The sequence below is a fragment of the Salinibacterium sp. GXW1014 genome (assembly GCF_044769865.1).
In the GTDB taxonomy this organism is placed as follows: Bacteria; Actinomycetota; Actinomycetes; order Actinomycetales; family Microbacteriaceae; genus Homoserinimonas.
The window spans coordinates 1,230,559-1,243,962 of sequence record NZ_JBIZWA010000001.1 but is presented as its reverse complement, the minus strand read 5'-3'; the positions used below and the strand labels follow the sequence as shown (position 1 = coordinate 1,243,962).

Annotated in this window: 12 protein-coding genes; 4 read left to right on the top strand and 8 right to left on the bottom strand. The window is 66.9% G+C overall.

Annotated features, from left to right (window positions below; all coding sequences use genetic code 11):
- Positions 1-33 precede the first annotated feature (33 nt).
- The 3 genes from ACIQK7_RS06235 to mdlC are packed head-to-tail and all read right to left on the bottom strand — an operon-like array spanning position 34 to position 4,567.
- Positions 34-1,848, bottom strand: coding sequence for an ABC transporter permease (locus ACIQK7_RS06235; RefSeq protein WP_403022301.1), 1,815 nt, complete (start codon positions 1,846-1,848; stop codon positions 34-36).
- Complete coding sequence (locus ACIQK7_RS06230; protein ID WP_403022299.1) at positions 1,845-2,960, bottom strand: ABC transporter ATP-binding protein; 1,116 nt, start codon at positions 2,958-2,960, stop codon at positions 1,845-1,847. The genes ACIQK7_RS06235 and ACIQK7_RS06230 overlap by 4 nt, the downstream gene beginning before the upstream one ends.
- Positions 2,961-2,989: 29 nt before the next feature.
- Positions 2,990-4,567 carry a benzoylformate decarboxylase gene (mdlC, locus tag ACIQK7_RS06225; protein ID WP_403022297.1) on the bottom strand — a complete coding sequence of 526 codons (1,578 nt, stop codon included), beginning with the start codon at positions 4,565-4,567 and terminating at the stop codon, positions 2,990-2,992.
- A 130-nt stretch (positions 4,568-4,697) separates the two neighbouring features.
- On the opposite strand from mdlC, the gene ACIQK7_RS06220 reads away from it, so the two are divergent.
- From ACIQK7_RS06220 to ACIQK7_RS06210, 3 genes are all read left to right on the top strand, one after another.
- Complete coding sequence (locus ACIQK7_RS06220) at positions 4,698-5,588, top strand: LysR family transcriptional regulator (protein ID WP_403022296.1); 891 nt, start codon at positions 4,698-4,700, stop codon at positions 5,586-5,588.
- Positions 5,589-5,709: 121 nt separating this feature from the next.
- A complete protein-coding gene (locus ACIQK7_RS06215; protein ID WP_403022294.1) occupies positions 5,710-6,621 on the top strand; it encodes a transporter substrate-binding domain-containing protein in 912 nt (303 codons plus the stop codon).
- An 82-nt stretch (positions 6,622-6,703) separates the two neighbouring features.
- Positions 6,704-7,486, top strand: coding sequence for an N-acyl homoserine lactonase family protein (locus tag ACIQK7_RS06210; protein ID WP_403022292.1), 783 nt, complete (start codon positions 6,704-6,706; stop codon positions 7,484-7,486).
- Positions 7,487-7,625: 139 nt separating this feature from the next.
- Here ACIQK7_RS06210 and ACIQK7_RS06205 read toward each other — a convergent pair whose 3' ends face one another.
- From ACIQK7_RS06205 to ACIQK7_RS06190, 4 genes are read right to left on the bottom strand one after another with little or no spacing between them, the layout of a single operon-like run.
- On the bottom strand, positions 7,626-8,441 hold the full coding sequence (locus ACIQK7_RS06205) for an amino acid ABC transporter ATP-binding protein (protein WP_403022290.1): 816 nt from the start codon (positions 8,439-8,441) through the stop codon (positions 7,626-7,628).
- Positions 8,438-9,331 (bottom strand): amino acid ABC transporter permease, encoded by an 894-nt coding sequence (locus ACIQK7_RS06200; protein ID WP_403022288.1) that lies wholly within the window; start codon positions 9,329-9,331, stop codon positions 8,438-8,440. Before ACIQK7_RS06200 ends, ACIQK7_RS06205 begins: the two co-directional genes overlap by 4 nt.
- A gap of 35 nt (positions 9,332-9,366) precedes the next feature.
- Positions 9,367-10,797, bottom strand: a complete 1,431-nt coding sequence (locus tag ACIQK7_RS06195) for an aldehyde dehydrogenase family protein (RefSeq protein ID WP_403022286.1) — start codon at positions 10,795-10,797, stop codon at positions 9,367-9,369.
- Positions 10,797-11,552 (bottom strand): SDR family NAD(P)-dependent oxidoreductase, encoded by a 756-nt coding sequence (locus ACIQK7_RS06190; RefSeq protein ID WP_403022284.1) that lies wholly within the window; start codon positions 11,550-11,552, stop codon positions 10,797-10,799. Before ACIQK7_RS06190 ends, ACIQK7_RS06195 begins: the two co-directional genes overlap by 1 nt.
- Positions 11,553-11,689: 137 nt before the next feature.
- On the opposite strand from ACIQK7_RS06190, the gene ACIQK7_RS06185 reads away from it, so the two are divergent.
- Entirely contained in the window at positions 11,690-12,595 is a 906-nt protein-coding gene (locus ACIQK7_RS06185) for a LysR family transcriptional regulator (RefSeq protein WP_403022283.1), read from the top strand.
- Positions 12,596-12,599: 4 nt separating this feature from the next.
- Here the strand turns inward: ACIQK7_RS06185 and ACIQK7_RS06180 are convergent, their stop codons facing one another.
- Positions 12,600-13,373 (bottom strand): IclR family transcriptional regulator, encoded by a 774-nt coding sequence (locus tag ACIQK7_RS06180; RefSeq protein WP_403022281.1) that lies wholly within the window; start codon positions 13,371-13,373, stop codon positions 12,600-12,602.
- Between the last annotated feature and the right edge of the window lie 31 nt (positions 13,374-13,404).

Below are 13,404 nucleotides of genomic sequence, written 5' to 3'. Positions count from 1 at the left end.
TTTCTTGGTGGGGGTAGAAGGCGTCACTGCCGCCTACAGGGATGCGTCCTTGAACTTCCGCTCGCGGATACCGATCACCTGGGTGGCGATCGCCACGACGGCGATGAGGAGCACGAAGACGAGGCTGATGGCCGCGGAGTAGCTGATGCTGCCGTTCTCGAAGCTGTGGAAGACAAGGATCGAGAGCACCCGGGTGTCGGACGTGTAGAGGAACAGGATGGCGCTCATCTCACGCAGGCCGAGCATCAGCAGCAGGAGCAGCGTCGACACGATGCCCGTCCGCATGAGCGGGATCGTGACGTTGCGCACCGCGCGCATGCGGCCGGCACCGAGCATCACGGCGCTGTTCTCGAGGTCACCGTCGAGCTGCAGCATCGACGACGAGATACTGCGGTAGCCCTGCGGCATGTTGACCGCGAGTGTCGCGATAACGAGCAGCGCGATCGTGCCGTACACGGGGAACGGCAGGCTCAGCCACACCCACAGGATGCCCATACCGAGCACGACCTGCGGGATTGCGAGGGGCGACATGGCGATCTGCTCGAGCAGCTGCCCGAGGCGGGAGGTGCTGCGGTAGCGCACGTAGGAGGCAAGGAACGCGATGAGCGTTCCGATGATCGCGGCGGCGACGGCCATGATGATCGAGTTCATCGTCGACTCGCGGAAGTCGCTCTGCCCGATTGCCTGCGCGATGCGGTCGAAGGAGAAGCCCTCGAAGAGGTCCATGAAGCGGTTGATGTAGACGTTCTTCGACGTGGCCGTGAGCACGAGCGCAATCATCGGCATGGCGACGGAGAGGGTGAAGTAGAGCACCGCGAAGCCCGTCGCGACCCAGCGCAGGCCGCGCAGGGGCACGGGGCGCGGGCGGTTGCCCTTGCCCGTCAGCGTCGTGAAGCGCTTGCGGTTGACCACCCGCTGCTGGATGACCGTGACGATGACAACCGCCGCGGTCAGCGCGATCGCGATCGCCGCGGCAGCGTTCGGCTGCGGGTCGCCGACCATGAGGCCGTAGATGTAGGTCGGCAGTGTCTCGATGCCGGCGGGGTTGCCGAGGATCGCGTTGACGGGGAAGTTCTCCATCGCGAGCGTGAAGCTCAGGATGGCGGCACCCGCGAGGGCTGGCACGGCGAGGGGCAGGGTCACGCTGCCGAAGAGCTTGCGCAGCCCGGCGCCGTGCACCGAGGCCGCCTCCTCGAGGTCGGCGTTCATCATCGCGAAGGAGCTGTAGGTCAGCATGAACGTGTAGGGCGCGTAGTACAGCCCCAACACGAAGATGATGCCGCCGTAGGAGTAGATGTTGATTCCGCCGCCGAGGCCGATGTCCCTCAGGAACAGTGTGAGGTGACCCGAGGTGGGGCTCGCGAGGATCGACCACGCGAGGGCACCCACGAGGGCGGGGAGGAACATCGGGGCGATGCCGGCGATGTAGATGAAGCGCTTCCACGGAGCATCCGTGCGCGCCGCAATGAAGGCGAGCAGCGCACCGATGATGAGGGAGAGGAGCCCGGCGCCGGTGCCGATGATCATCGAGTTGATGATGCTCTGCACGCCCCGCTCGGTGCCGAGGATCGCGAAGTTCTCCCAGGTGAAGGTTCCGACATCTGGGTTGCCGGGGCGCGGCACGGCGGTCGAGAACGCCGCGATGATGATGAAGATCATCGGCAGCACGATCAAGAAGATGAACATGATCGCGAGCACGCCCGACGGGATCTCGCGACGGAGGTTCTTCAAGGCGATGCGGCCACGGTTGCGGCCCTTGGCGGCCGGCGACTCGACACCACGACTCGTGGCGACCGCGCGAGTGGACTGCTCATCCTGCTGCTCGCTGGGCGGGAGCGTGTAGGTCATGCCGCCACCGCCCCGACGGTGAGGTCGGCGCGCTTGGCCACGGCCTCGGGGAGCACCTGCACGGCGGCCGGGCTGACGGTCACCCAGGCGGTGTCACCGACGGCGAAGTCATCCGAACCCTTGGGGGCGACGACGTCGAGGGCCACGTCGCCGACCTCGACGGCGTAACGGATGCTGCTGCCCTGGAAGCTCGCGACGCGCACGATGCCCTCCCACGAGTTGGCGCCCGCGACACCCGCTCGCGCGAGCTTGAGGTCTTCGCTGCGGATGCATGCCTTGAGGTCCTGCGCACCGGGCGCCGGACGCGTCTGGCTCGTGGTCACGGTGAGCGGCGCATCCGTCAGCGTGAAGTTGCCGTCGGCCGAGGCCGTCACGGGCAGCACGTTGGAGACGCCAAGGAAGTGGGCGATCGAGGCGCTGACCGGCTCGTTGTACATGGCGGTCGGCTTGTCCATCTGCACGATGATGCCGTCCTGCATGAGTGCGATCCGGTCGGCGAGCGCGAAGGCCTCCTGCTGGTCGTGCGTGACGTAGACCGTCGTGAGCCCCATCTGCAGCTGGATCTCGCGGAGCTCGATGCGCAGGCGGTCGCGGAGGCGAGCGTCGAGGTTGGAGAGCGGCTCGTCGAGCAGCAGCACGGAGGGACGCATCACGAGGCTGCGAGCGAGGGCGACGCGCTGCATCTGACCACCCGAGAGGAGGCTCGCGCCACGCTCCGCGAAAGCCTCCAGGCCGACGAGCTCCAGCGTCTCCATGACGCGGGTCTTGATCTCATCCTTGGGAAGCTTCTGCAGCTTGAGGGAGTACGCAACGTTCTGGAACACCGTCATGTGCGGCCACACGGCGTAGGACTGGAAGACCATGCCCACGTTGCGCTTGTTGGGCGGCAGGTTGATGCCCTTTTCCGCGTCGAAGACGACCGTGTCGCCGATCGTGATGCGGCCCGCGGTGGGCTCCTCGAGTCCCGCGATGCAGCGCATCGTGCTGGTCTTGCCACAGCCCGACTTGCCGAGCAGCACGACCGACTCCCGGTCGCCGATCTCCAGCTGCATGTCGTCAATCGCGGTGAACTTGCCGTAGCGGAGCTGCAGGTTCTCGATCGTGATCTTCATGGTGATGTTCCTGTTCTCAGTGTCAGATCTCAGTCGTGAAAGGTGCGCGCTTCGATGAGCGTCGGGCCATCGGAGGCGAAGGCGCGCGTGAGGGCGAGGCGAAGTTCCGCCTCGGTGGTGGCGAGTTCGGCGGGTACGCCGTACCCTGCGGCCACTTGAACGAAGTCGATGCCAGGGAGCTCGACCGAGGGGGTGTTGTTGGTCCCCAGTCGCTTGTTGAAATTGACCATCGCGCCGTAGGTGTCGTTGCGAAGGATCACGAAGACGACCGGCGTGTTCTGCTGGGCCGCTGACCAGAGCCCGGTGATACCGAAGTTGGCGGATCCGTCACCGATTGAGGCTACGACGCGGCGCTGAGGATTGGCCAACTGGATGCCGACAGCGGCGGGGAGCCCGAAGCCGAGGCCTCCAGCTGCGGCCGAGTAGTACGAACCCTGTGACTCCAGCCGCACGGTGTTCCAGAACGAGTCGGCGGTCGACGTCGACTCGACGACGTGCACGGCGTCGTCGGGCGCGAGCTCGGTGATGGCGCGGAAGACGGTGTCGGGGTGCATCCGGTCTTCGCGGTCGACGCCGGGAGTGCGCTCTGCGCGCGCAGAGGCCGGCGTCTCCTTGGGCGCGACGGTCTCCGGGAGTCGCGCGAGAGTATCGGCGACGGGCGCGAGGAAGGAGTCGCCGAAGGGGGCCCGGGCGATCTCAGCCGGGTCCTGCGAGATGTGCACGAGGCTTGAGCCTTCCGCGAGGTAGCGCCCCGGGCGGTCGTGGTGATAGCGGAAGACGGGTGCTCCGACGACGATCACGAGGTCGTGGCCGGAGAGCAGCTCGGCGATGCCCGCGATGTTCGGCGGCAGCAGGCCCGCGAAGAGCGGATGCGTCGTGGGGAACGGACAGCGCGGCGGCGAGGGTGCGATCCACGCTGGTGCGCCCAGTCGCTCGGCGAGCCGCACGGCGTCAGCGTTGGAATGAGTCGCGTCGACCTCGGGGCCGAGCACCAGAACGGGGGACGTTGCGGCGTCAATACGGGCGGCGAGCTCAGCGAGTTGCGAGTCCGACAGGGCGGTCGCGTCGACAACCCGCCGCTGCACCGTGAGGGGTGTATTCTCGTCGCTCGGCTGATCCCAGTCGTCGTAGGGCACCGAGATGTGCGCCGGCCCCTTGGGGTGCATGTTCGCGATGTGGATCGCCTGCGCGATCGTGCGCACGACATCCTTCGGCGAGAGCGGCTCGGCACTGAACTTGGTGAGCGGCTTGGGGAGCTGTGCGGCCTCGGTGCTCGCAACCATGATCTCCTGGCCGATCATGTCTCGCACCTGCTGGCCCGAGAGCACGACCACCGGGGACTTCGAGACCACCGTGTTGGCAAGCACTCCCATGGAGGTGCCAGTGCCGGCAGCGGAGTGAAGGCTCACGAGCGGCGAGGTGCCCGTGACCTGGGCATAGCCGTCTGCCATCGCCAGGACGCTGCCCTCGTGCAGGCCCATGACGTAGCGGAAGTCTTCGGGGAACTCGTTGAGGAACGTCAGCTCGTTCGATCCGGGGTTGCCGAACATCGTCGTCATGCCGTGCTGACGGAGCAGCTCGTAGGTTGCCTCGCGGATCGTCGTCATCGAACTTCCTTGGTCTGAAAAACGCTGGTGCATCCACCCGCGTGCGGGTAGTGGATCCACACTAGGGAGCGGTATGCGCGAAGAGGAAATGTCAATCGGGTCATAGATGCCGTCTATTAGGCTGGGGTACATGGCGGCCTATGACATCGGGATGCTCCGGGTGTTCGTACTCATCTATGAGACGGGCAGCGCGACGCTCGCGGCGGAACGCATGTCGATCAGCCAGCCCTCCGTCAGCTACACGCTGCGCAAACTGCGCAACCACTTCGGCGATGTGCTCTTCCAGCGGAACGGCCAGCGGCTCGAAGCCACCCCGGTAGCCGACGAGATCTACCCACGGCTTCGCCGCATCCTCGAGTCGATGGACGAGATCATGGCGAGTTCTGCCACCTTCTCGCCCGCAACGTCGCGGCGCCATTTCAGGCTGCGGATGACGGATGTCGGCATCAGCGGCCTGCTCCCCCGCATCCTGCACCGCATCCGCAGCGAGGCACCGCATGTCGCCCTCGAGGTCGAACTCCTGAATTTGCCGAGCATCGTGCAGGAGCTGCGGGCGGGCAGCACGGATGCCGCGATCTTCTCGACCCGGCTCGACGCACCGGATCTCCTGCGCGAGTCCCTCTTCAAGCAGCGCTACATCGGCATCTGCCCCGTTGATCACCCACGCATCGGGGAGCACCCGACGCTCGCGGAGTATGAGGCGGAGAAGCACGTGACGGTGGCGATCTCCACGGGGCACACGGCCCTCGACCAGAAGGTGCGAGAACTCGGCGTGCAGCGCACCGTCGCCCTTGTCGTGCCGACCTTCTCCGCCCTCCCGAGCCTCATGGAGGGCACCGACCTGCTCTCCTATGCACCCACGAGCGTGGCGAACCGGCTCGTGCGGCAGGGCGGGGTGCGCACCTTTCCGCTGCCCTTCGAGGTGCCCGTGAGTGAGATCGCGCTCTACACGATCCGGCGGGAGTTGCCCTCTGCCGAGTTCGACTGGTTTCGGCGAACCATCGTCGAAGCCCTCCGCTGAATCGATCTCGCTAATCTAGACATGAAGAAATGTTGATTGGATTTATCTTCTAGAGCCTGATTTCCTAGCCATGGAATCAATATCCACCTAGCAGAATCACCCCTACAAGGAAGTAGACACCATGGCCTCCTTCAGTCGCCGCCTCGCCGTCCCCGCGTTCCTCGCAGCAGCAGCCCTCCTCGTCGGCTGCTCCTCGGGAGACGCCAGCGAAGCCGATTCCGCCCCCGCCGCGGGCAACACCGACGCACCCGCCTACGACCTCCTGCCGCAGGAATTCAAGGACAGCGGCGTCGTCCGCATCGCGATGGCGAGCACCGCTCCCCCCTACTCGGCCGCCGCCGAGGGCAAGTGGTCGGGCCTCATTCCCGAACTCGCGATGGCCGCCGAGCCCATGCTCGGCATCGACATCGACATCGTCGACACCCCCTACACGGGCCAGATCGCCGCGCTGCAGGCCGGCAAGGTCGACATGGTCTGGGGCGCAACCTACGACAACGCCGACACGGAAGCGGTCGTCGACCTCGCGTCCTACATGCGCTCCGCCGCGAGCCCCATGACCCTCAAGTCGAAGAACATCGAGCTCAACGAACCCGAGGACATGTGCGGGCACGTGGTCGGCACGATCGCTGGCGGCGGCATCCAGATCTTCCTCGAGAACTTCGCCGAGGACTGCAAGGCAGCGGGTAACCCCATGGACCTGCGCCTCTACGACACCTCCTCGGGTGCGACCGCCCAGCTGCAGTCGGGCCAGATCGAGGTGCTGCTCGGCATCGACCTGATCCAGCGCTACGCGGCCAAGGCCCTCAACGACGGGGCCGTGTTCGAGGTCCACGACGTGCAGGTGCTGCCGTCGATCTACGGCATGGCCTTCACCAAGGGCGACACCGAGCTGCAGGAAGCCATGATGGAGGCCGTGCGCCAGATCATGGACAACGGCGAGTACAGCAAGGTCTTCGCGGCCTACGACGCCGAGAAGTACGAGCTGACGCCCGACGAGGTCATGATCAACGGGGTCGGCGCCGGCAAGCTCTAAGCCAGCGCACCACTGTGAAGGGCCGGGGCGCTGCTGCGCTCCGGCCCTTTGGCCTTGCACGACAAGCACATCCAGGAGCAGCATGAACGCCGACTCGACCGCACTCTCGCTGACCGCCCTCGACTCCGGCCGTCTCACCGTCGACGCCGCAGAGCAGGTCGTCGGCGCAACTGGCGTCTGCAGCATCCCCTTTCCGGCGTTCCTCATCGAGCACCGCGACGGGCTCGTGCTCTTCGATACCGGACTGTCGCCGCGCGCCTATGACGACCCAGACGGCTACTTCGCCGGACGCATGCACCTCGCATCCGGGTTCACGGCCGACAAGCGCATCGACCGCCAACTGGCCGCGCTCGGATACTCGTGCGGCGACATCGCGCACGTCGTGCTCTCGCACTGCCACTCCGACCACGCGGGCGACCTACACCGCTTTTCGCACGCCCGCCTCTACGTCGGCCCGGGCGAGCTCGACTGGGCGCGCACGCCGTCCCCAGCGGGAGCGCCGTACATCAAGTGGCATGAGCAGCTCGAGCCCGCGCTCGGCTACGACTGGACCACGGTCGACACCCCCCGGCACGACCTGCTCGGCGACGGCAGCATCATCGTGCTGCACACCCCCGGGCACACTCCGGGGCACCTGAGCCTGCAGGTCACGCTGCCCACCCGCACGGTCGTGCTGACGGCGGATGCCGCACACCTGCGCGAGGGCGTCGATAGGCTCGTGCCGGCCTCGACCGACGACGACCCGGCCCTCGCGGTCGAATCGCTCCGGATGCTGCGCGGCCTCGAAGCGGGCGGCGCCGAGCTCTGGGTCGCCCACGACCCGGGCGACTGGGAGCGCTACGGCGCGCTGCAGCGCCTCACGTAGCATCCGCGTGGCGTTGTGCGACTTTGGTTGCTGTGTGCGCGCTCAAGCGTGCTCATTGCCACCAAAGTCGCACAACGCTTCGGCGGGGCACCGGACGCCCCTCACACCTGAGGATGGCACTGCGCGCCCGGCGACCGCGCTAAACGGCGTTGCGCACCGCCAGGAACTGGCGCATCCGGTCGGTCTTGGGGTTGTCGATGACCTCGCGCGGATGCCCCGTCTCGACGACACGGCCGTCGGCCATGAAGACGAGGGAGTCGCCCACGTCACGCGCGAAGGCGATCTCGTGGGTCACGACGATCATCGTCATGCCCGACTCGGCGAGGCCGCGCATGACCTCGAGCACCTCACCCACCAGCTCAGGGTCGAGCGCCGAGGTGGGCTCGTCGAAGAGCATGAGGCGCGGTTCCATCGCGAGCGCACGCGCGATCGCCACGCGCTGCTGCTGGCCACCCGACAACTGCGCCGGGTAGTGGTTCGCGTGGCTCGAGAGCCCCACGCGGTCAAGCAGCTCGAGGGCCTTCGCACGGGCCTGCGCACGCTTGCGACCTGCGACGTGTACGGGCGCCTCCATGACGTTCTCAACCGCCGTCAAGTTCGCGAAGAGGTTGAAACGCTGGAACACCATGCCGATGTGGCGCCGCTGTGCCGCCATCTCCTTGGCGTTGAGCGCACGCAGTCGACCGGCGCGCTCGCGGTAGCCGATGAGGTCACCGTCGACCCAGATGCGTCCCTCGTCAATCGTCTCGAGCGTGTTGATGCACCGCAGGAGCGTGGACTTACCGGAACCCGACGGGCCGAGCAGGCAGAGCACCTCGCCCTGCCGCACGTCGAGGTCGATTCCGCGGAGCACCTCGTTGTCGCCGAAGGACTTGTGCACGCGCCGGATCGACACCATCGCGTCGGGGTTCTGGTCGACCGACAGGATCGACCCGGTGGGGGTGGTCGTGGTCATCGTTCAACTCCTCGAGAAAGGCGACGCTCGAGCATCCGCTGGAGGAAGCTCAGGATGGAGACGATCGCCAGGTACCAGACGGATGCGACCAGCAGCAGTTCGATCGTGCGGTAGTTCTGTGCCGAGATGTTCTGCGCGGTGCTCATGAGGTCGTGGCCCGCGATTACCGCAACGAGCGCGGTCGCCTTGAGCAGCGTGATGAACTGGTTGCCGGTCGGCGGGATGATGACCCGCAGCGCCTGCGGCAGCACGATGCGGCGCATGGCCAGGCCGCGGGTCATGCCGACGGCCGTGGCCGCCTCGCTCTGCCCCTTGTCGACCGCGAGGATCCCGCCGCGCACGACCTCCGCCATGTAGGCACCCTCATGGAGGGAGAGCGCCAGGATCGCCGCCACGAAGGGTGTGATGATCTTGTTGGTGTCCATGCCGAGCAGCACGGTGTCGGTGAAGGGAATCGCGATGCCGAGTTCCGGTGCGAGCAGGGCGAAGTTGCCGAAGAGCAGCAGCTGCACCAGCAGCGGCACTCCTCGGAACAACCAGATGTACCCTTCGGCAACCGCATTGAGCACGCGGTTGGTCGACATGCGTGCCACCGCCACCAGGATGCCGATCACGATGCCCGCCAGCATGGCGATGATCGCCAGCTGGAAGGTGACCCCCAGGCCCTTCAGGATCGACGGGTTGAAGAGGTACTCGCCGATCGTCGGGTAGTGGATGTTGTCATTCGTCGCGAGACTCAAGAGCGTCGCCGCAAGCAGCACGATCAGGATCGCGGCGGCGATCCACTGCTTCCAGTGCCGCACGGGCACCGCGTTGATGGGCAGACGCTCGGGCAGCGAATCATTCGCCGCCCGAGGCGTCGCGGCCATCGCCGGGTCAGTCATGGTCATTTCTCTCCCTCACCATCGAGCGATTGTTGCATCGGTCAGAGACCGAACGTGATGCTCTTCACCTGCGTGTAGTGCTGAAGGGCTTCGACGCCCTTCTCCTTGCCGTAGCCGCTCATCTTGTAACCACCGAACGGGGTTTCAACGATCGAGCCCATCCAGGTGTTGACGTAGACCTGCCCCGCCTCAAGCGCGGCGGAGACGCGGAAGGCGCGCGAGATGTCAGCCGTCCACACGGCGGCCGCGAGGCCATAGTCGGAGTCGTTCGCGATCGCGATCGCCTCTTCCTCCGTGTCGAAGGGGATGACGCTCAGCACGGGCCCGAACACCTCTTCGCGCGCGATGCGCATCGTGTTGTCGACGCCGCAGAAGACGGTCGCGGGCACGAAGAAGCCATCGGAACCGCCCGCACTCGTGGGGGCGCCGCCGACGACGGCTTCCGCCCCATCCTGCTTCGCGATCTCGAAGTACTCGTGCACCTTGGCGAACTGCTCCGCCGTGGTCATGGGTCCGAGCGTGCCACTCTCGTTGAGCGCCTTCACCGCCTCGGCGAGGTCTGCGACGAACTCGTCGTGGATCTCGCGCTGCACGAGCAGGCGGGTGCCGGCCGTGCAGGCTTGCCCCGCGTTGGCGGTGAACGCCGTGACGGCACCCTTGACGGCGGACTCGCGGTTCGCATCCGCGAAGACGACGTTGGCCGACTTGCCGCCCAGTTCGAGCGTGAGGGGCAGGATGCGCTCCGCGGCCGCGCGGCCCACGATGCGTCCAGCGCGAAGCGAGCCGGTGAACGAGACCTTGCGCACGAGCGGGTGCTCGACGAGCGCGGCGCCGACCGAGTCGCCGAGTCCCGTGACGACGTTGATGACGCCGTCGGGGATGCCGACCTCGGTCGCGAGGCGGGCAAGCTCGACCGTCGTGGCCGAGGTGTATTCGGAGGGCTTGATCACGACCGTGTTGCCGACTGCGAGCGCGGGGGCGGCGGCGCGGGCGGCCTGGCCGAGCGGCACGTTCCACGGGGTGATGACGCCGATCACGCCGAAGGGCTCCCGCCGTGTGAAGGAGTGGTAGCTCGGGCCGAGGTCGATCGTCTCGCCCTGCACCGAGTTCACGAGCCCGCCGTAGAACTCGAAGTACGCGGCCGAGTTGGCGATCTCGTTTGGCACCCGGTGTGCTGGGTGTCCCGTCTCGCCTGCCTCGAGTTCCGCGAGGCGCTCACGCTCCTCGACGATCCTCGCGGCCAGGGCGAGCATGAGTCGCCCTCGCTCGATGGGCTTGAGCGCGGCCCAGGTGGGACCGGCGCGATGCGCGGCCTGCACCGCGGCATCCACCTCGTCCCTGCCACCGAGGGCGATGGATGCGACGGGCTCGCCCGTGACGGGACTCGTCGACTCAAGGCGCTCGTCGCCGCCGGGCACGGCGCATCCGTCGATCCAATGGCCGTACTCGCCGAGGAGCTCTGCGGTCTTCATCAGTTGATGCTCCGGCCGCCGTCGACCTGCAGGTTGACGCCCGTGTGGAAGCTGGCGAGATCGGATGCGAGGAAGGCGATCGTGTTGGCGACATCCTGCGTGTCCGCGGTGCGGCCGAGCGGGATGCCCGTGACGAGGCGCTGGCGGTCGGCGTCGCTCAGGTCGTTGTGACCGTAGATGCTGGTGATGAAGCCGGTCTCAGAGATGACGGGGCTGACGCTGTTGACGCGCACCTCGGGGGCAACCTCGGCCGCGAGTGCGAGCGTGAACGACTCGACGCCCGCCTTGGTCGAGTTGTAGACGGTGCCGCCCGGCCGCGGGCGACGTGCCGAGATGGAGGCGACGTTGACGATGTTGGCGCCCTCGCGGCCCTTCATGAGGGGCAGCGCGGCCTGCGAGGCGAGCACGGTGCTGCGGTAGTTGATGTTGATGAGCCAGTTGATGTCGTCGAGCGAGGTGTCGACGAGGTCGCGCTTGGGGGTCGGGGCGCCCGCATTGTTGACGAGGATGTCGAGGCCGCCGAACTCGGTGCGCACGGTTTCGAAGAGTTCCGTGATGGACTCGGGCGACGTGACGTCGGTGCGCACTGCGATGGCACCTTCGAGCTCGGATGCGACGGCCTGCGCCTTCTCGAGGTTGATGTCCGAGACGACGACGCGGGCGCCTGCTCCAGCGAACGTGCGGGCGGTTGCGGAGCCGAAGCCGCCGGCCCCTCCCGTGACGACGACGATCTTTCCGGTGAAGTCGATTCTCATTTTGCTCCGTTGCTTTCGAGGGGCCCGCTGCGCTCTCGCAGCGCTCCAAGCGGGCTTCCACCAGACAAGCAGGCGAGAGAAAATAAATCCAATAAACAGTCTTCACTTAGAGATTCAAAACTGTTTATGCTTGCGGGATGAGCAGCTACGACATCGCGATGGTGCGGTCCTTCGTCACCGTCTTCGAGACCATGAGCGTCGGCATCGCAGCCGAGCAACTGCACGTCTCGCAACCTGCCATCAGCTACAACCTGGGAAAGCTGCGCCGCCTCTTCGACGACCCGCTCTTCCACAAGCGCAACGGCCGCATGGAGCCCACGACACTCGCCGAGTCGCTCTACCCCGAACTCGTCGACGCGCTCGGCCGGCTCGACTCGGTGCTCGCGCAGCCGCTCGAGTTCGACCCCGCGACATCCACCCGCACCTTCACGCTCGTCACGACCGACATCGGCCTGATCGGCCTCGTGCCTCGGCTTATCCAGGCGATCGCCGCCGAGGCACCTCGAGTGTCGCTGCACGTGGAGCCGTTGCACCTCTCTAGCGCCGCTGACGACCTCATCGCCGGCAGAATCGATGCCGTGATCTGCACGCCGCAGATCCCGTCGAAAGACCTGACCCGCGACATCCTCTTCATGCAGCGCTATGCCGGGGTGCGCGCTCCGTCACATCCGCGCATCGGCGACAATCCAACCCTCGAGGAGTACCTCGCCGAGCGACACGTCTCCATCAGCCGCGAGGCCGGCCATACGGTCGTGCCCGATCACCTCTCGACCCTCGGGCGGGAACTGGATGTCGCGATCGCCGTGCCCAACTTCATGGCCTTGCCCGGCATCATCGCCGAGACGGAGTATCTCGGCTTCGCCCCCAAGCTGACGGCGGAGCGCCTGGAAGCCACCGGCACCGCGAGGGCATTCACCCTCCCCTTCGAGACCGCCCTCGCCGAGGTGTCGCTCTACATGCTGCGGCGCTCAGTGCGCTCTGCGGCGGGCGCCTGGTTGCGTGCAACAATCATCGACACGCTGCAGGACCTCGACCGGCACTAGCACCTCAGGTGAGCCCGACCCCGGAACGTCGCGAAAGGTCGGTGCTGATGGCCCGCGCGGTCGTCAGCACCCTCGGCACGATCGACCGCGGGTCGGGGATGCGAGTCTGCGGGAATGAGACGGCAACACTCGCGACGATTGCGCCGCCTTCCCAGAACACGGGTGCCGCGACCGTCGTGCGCCCGGGCAGGCCGTCGTTCTGCGTGATGCCGTGTCCCGCGAGGCGGATCTCGGCGACTTCCCGACGGAGCGCCGGCATGATCTCGGCAACCGCCTCGGAGTGCTCGGCGTCTTCCTGCAGCAGGCTCCAAGCATCATCGCTGTAGGCCAGCAGCACGCGGCCGCAGCCGGTGCCGTGGAGCGGCATCCGCCTCGTGGCCCGCACGGACTTCGCCGTCGGCTTCACGCGGGTGATGCGGTCGGCGAACACGGCATCGCCGCCGTCGCGCACCCCCAAGTAGACGGTGCCGCGGGTCACAACATGCAGGTCGACAAGGTAGGGCTGGGCGAGCTCGCGCAGGCGGCGCACCTGAGGTGCTCCCACCCCGAGGCGCCAGATGCGAGTACCCAGCCGATAGCGGCCGCGCCCGACGCGTTCGACACCCTCCCATTCGACGAGGGCAGCGAGCATCCGGTGCACCGTCGCGGGCGGGAGTCCCGTGCGCTCGCAGATGCCGGCCACACTCATCTCGGTGCCACCAGCGAAGCAGTCGAGGATCTCGAGGGCTCGGCCCACGACGCTGCGCCTGGGGTCATCGCGGGCGTCGCTGTCGGACATGGAACCTCCTGCCGATGCCCCTGATTTGTAG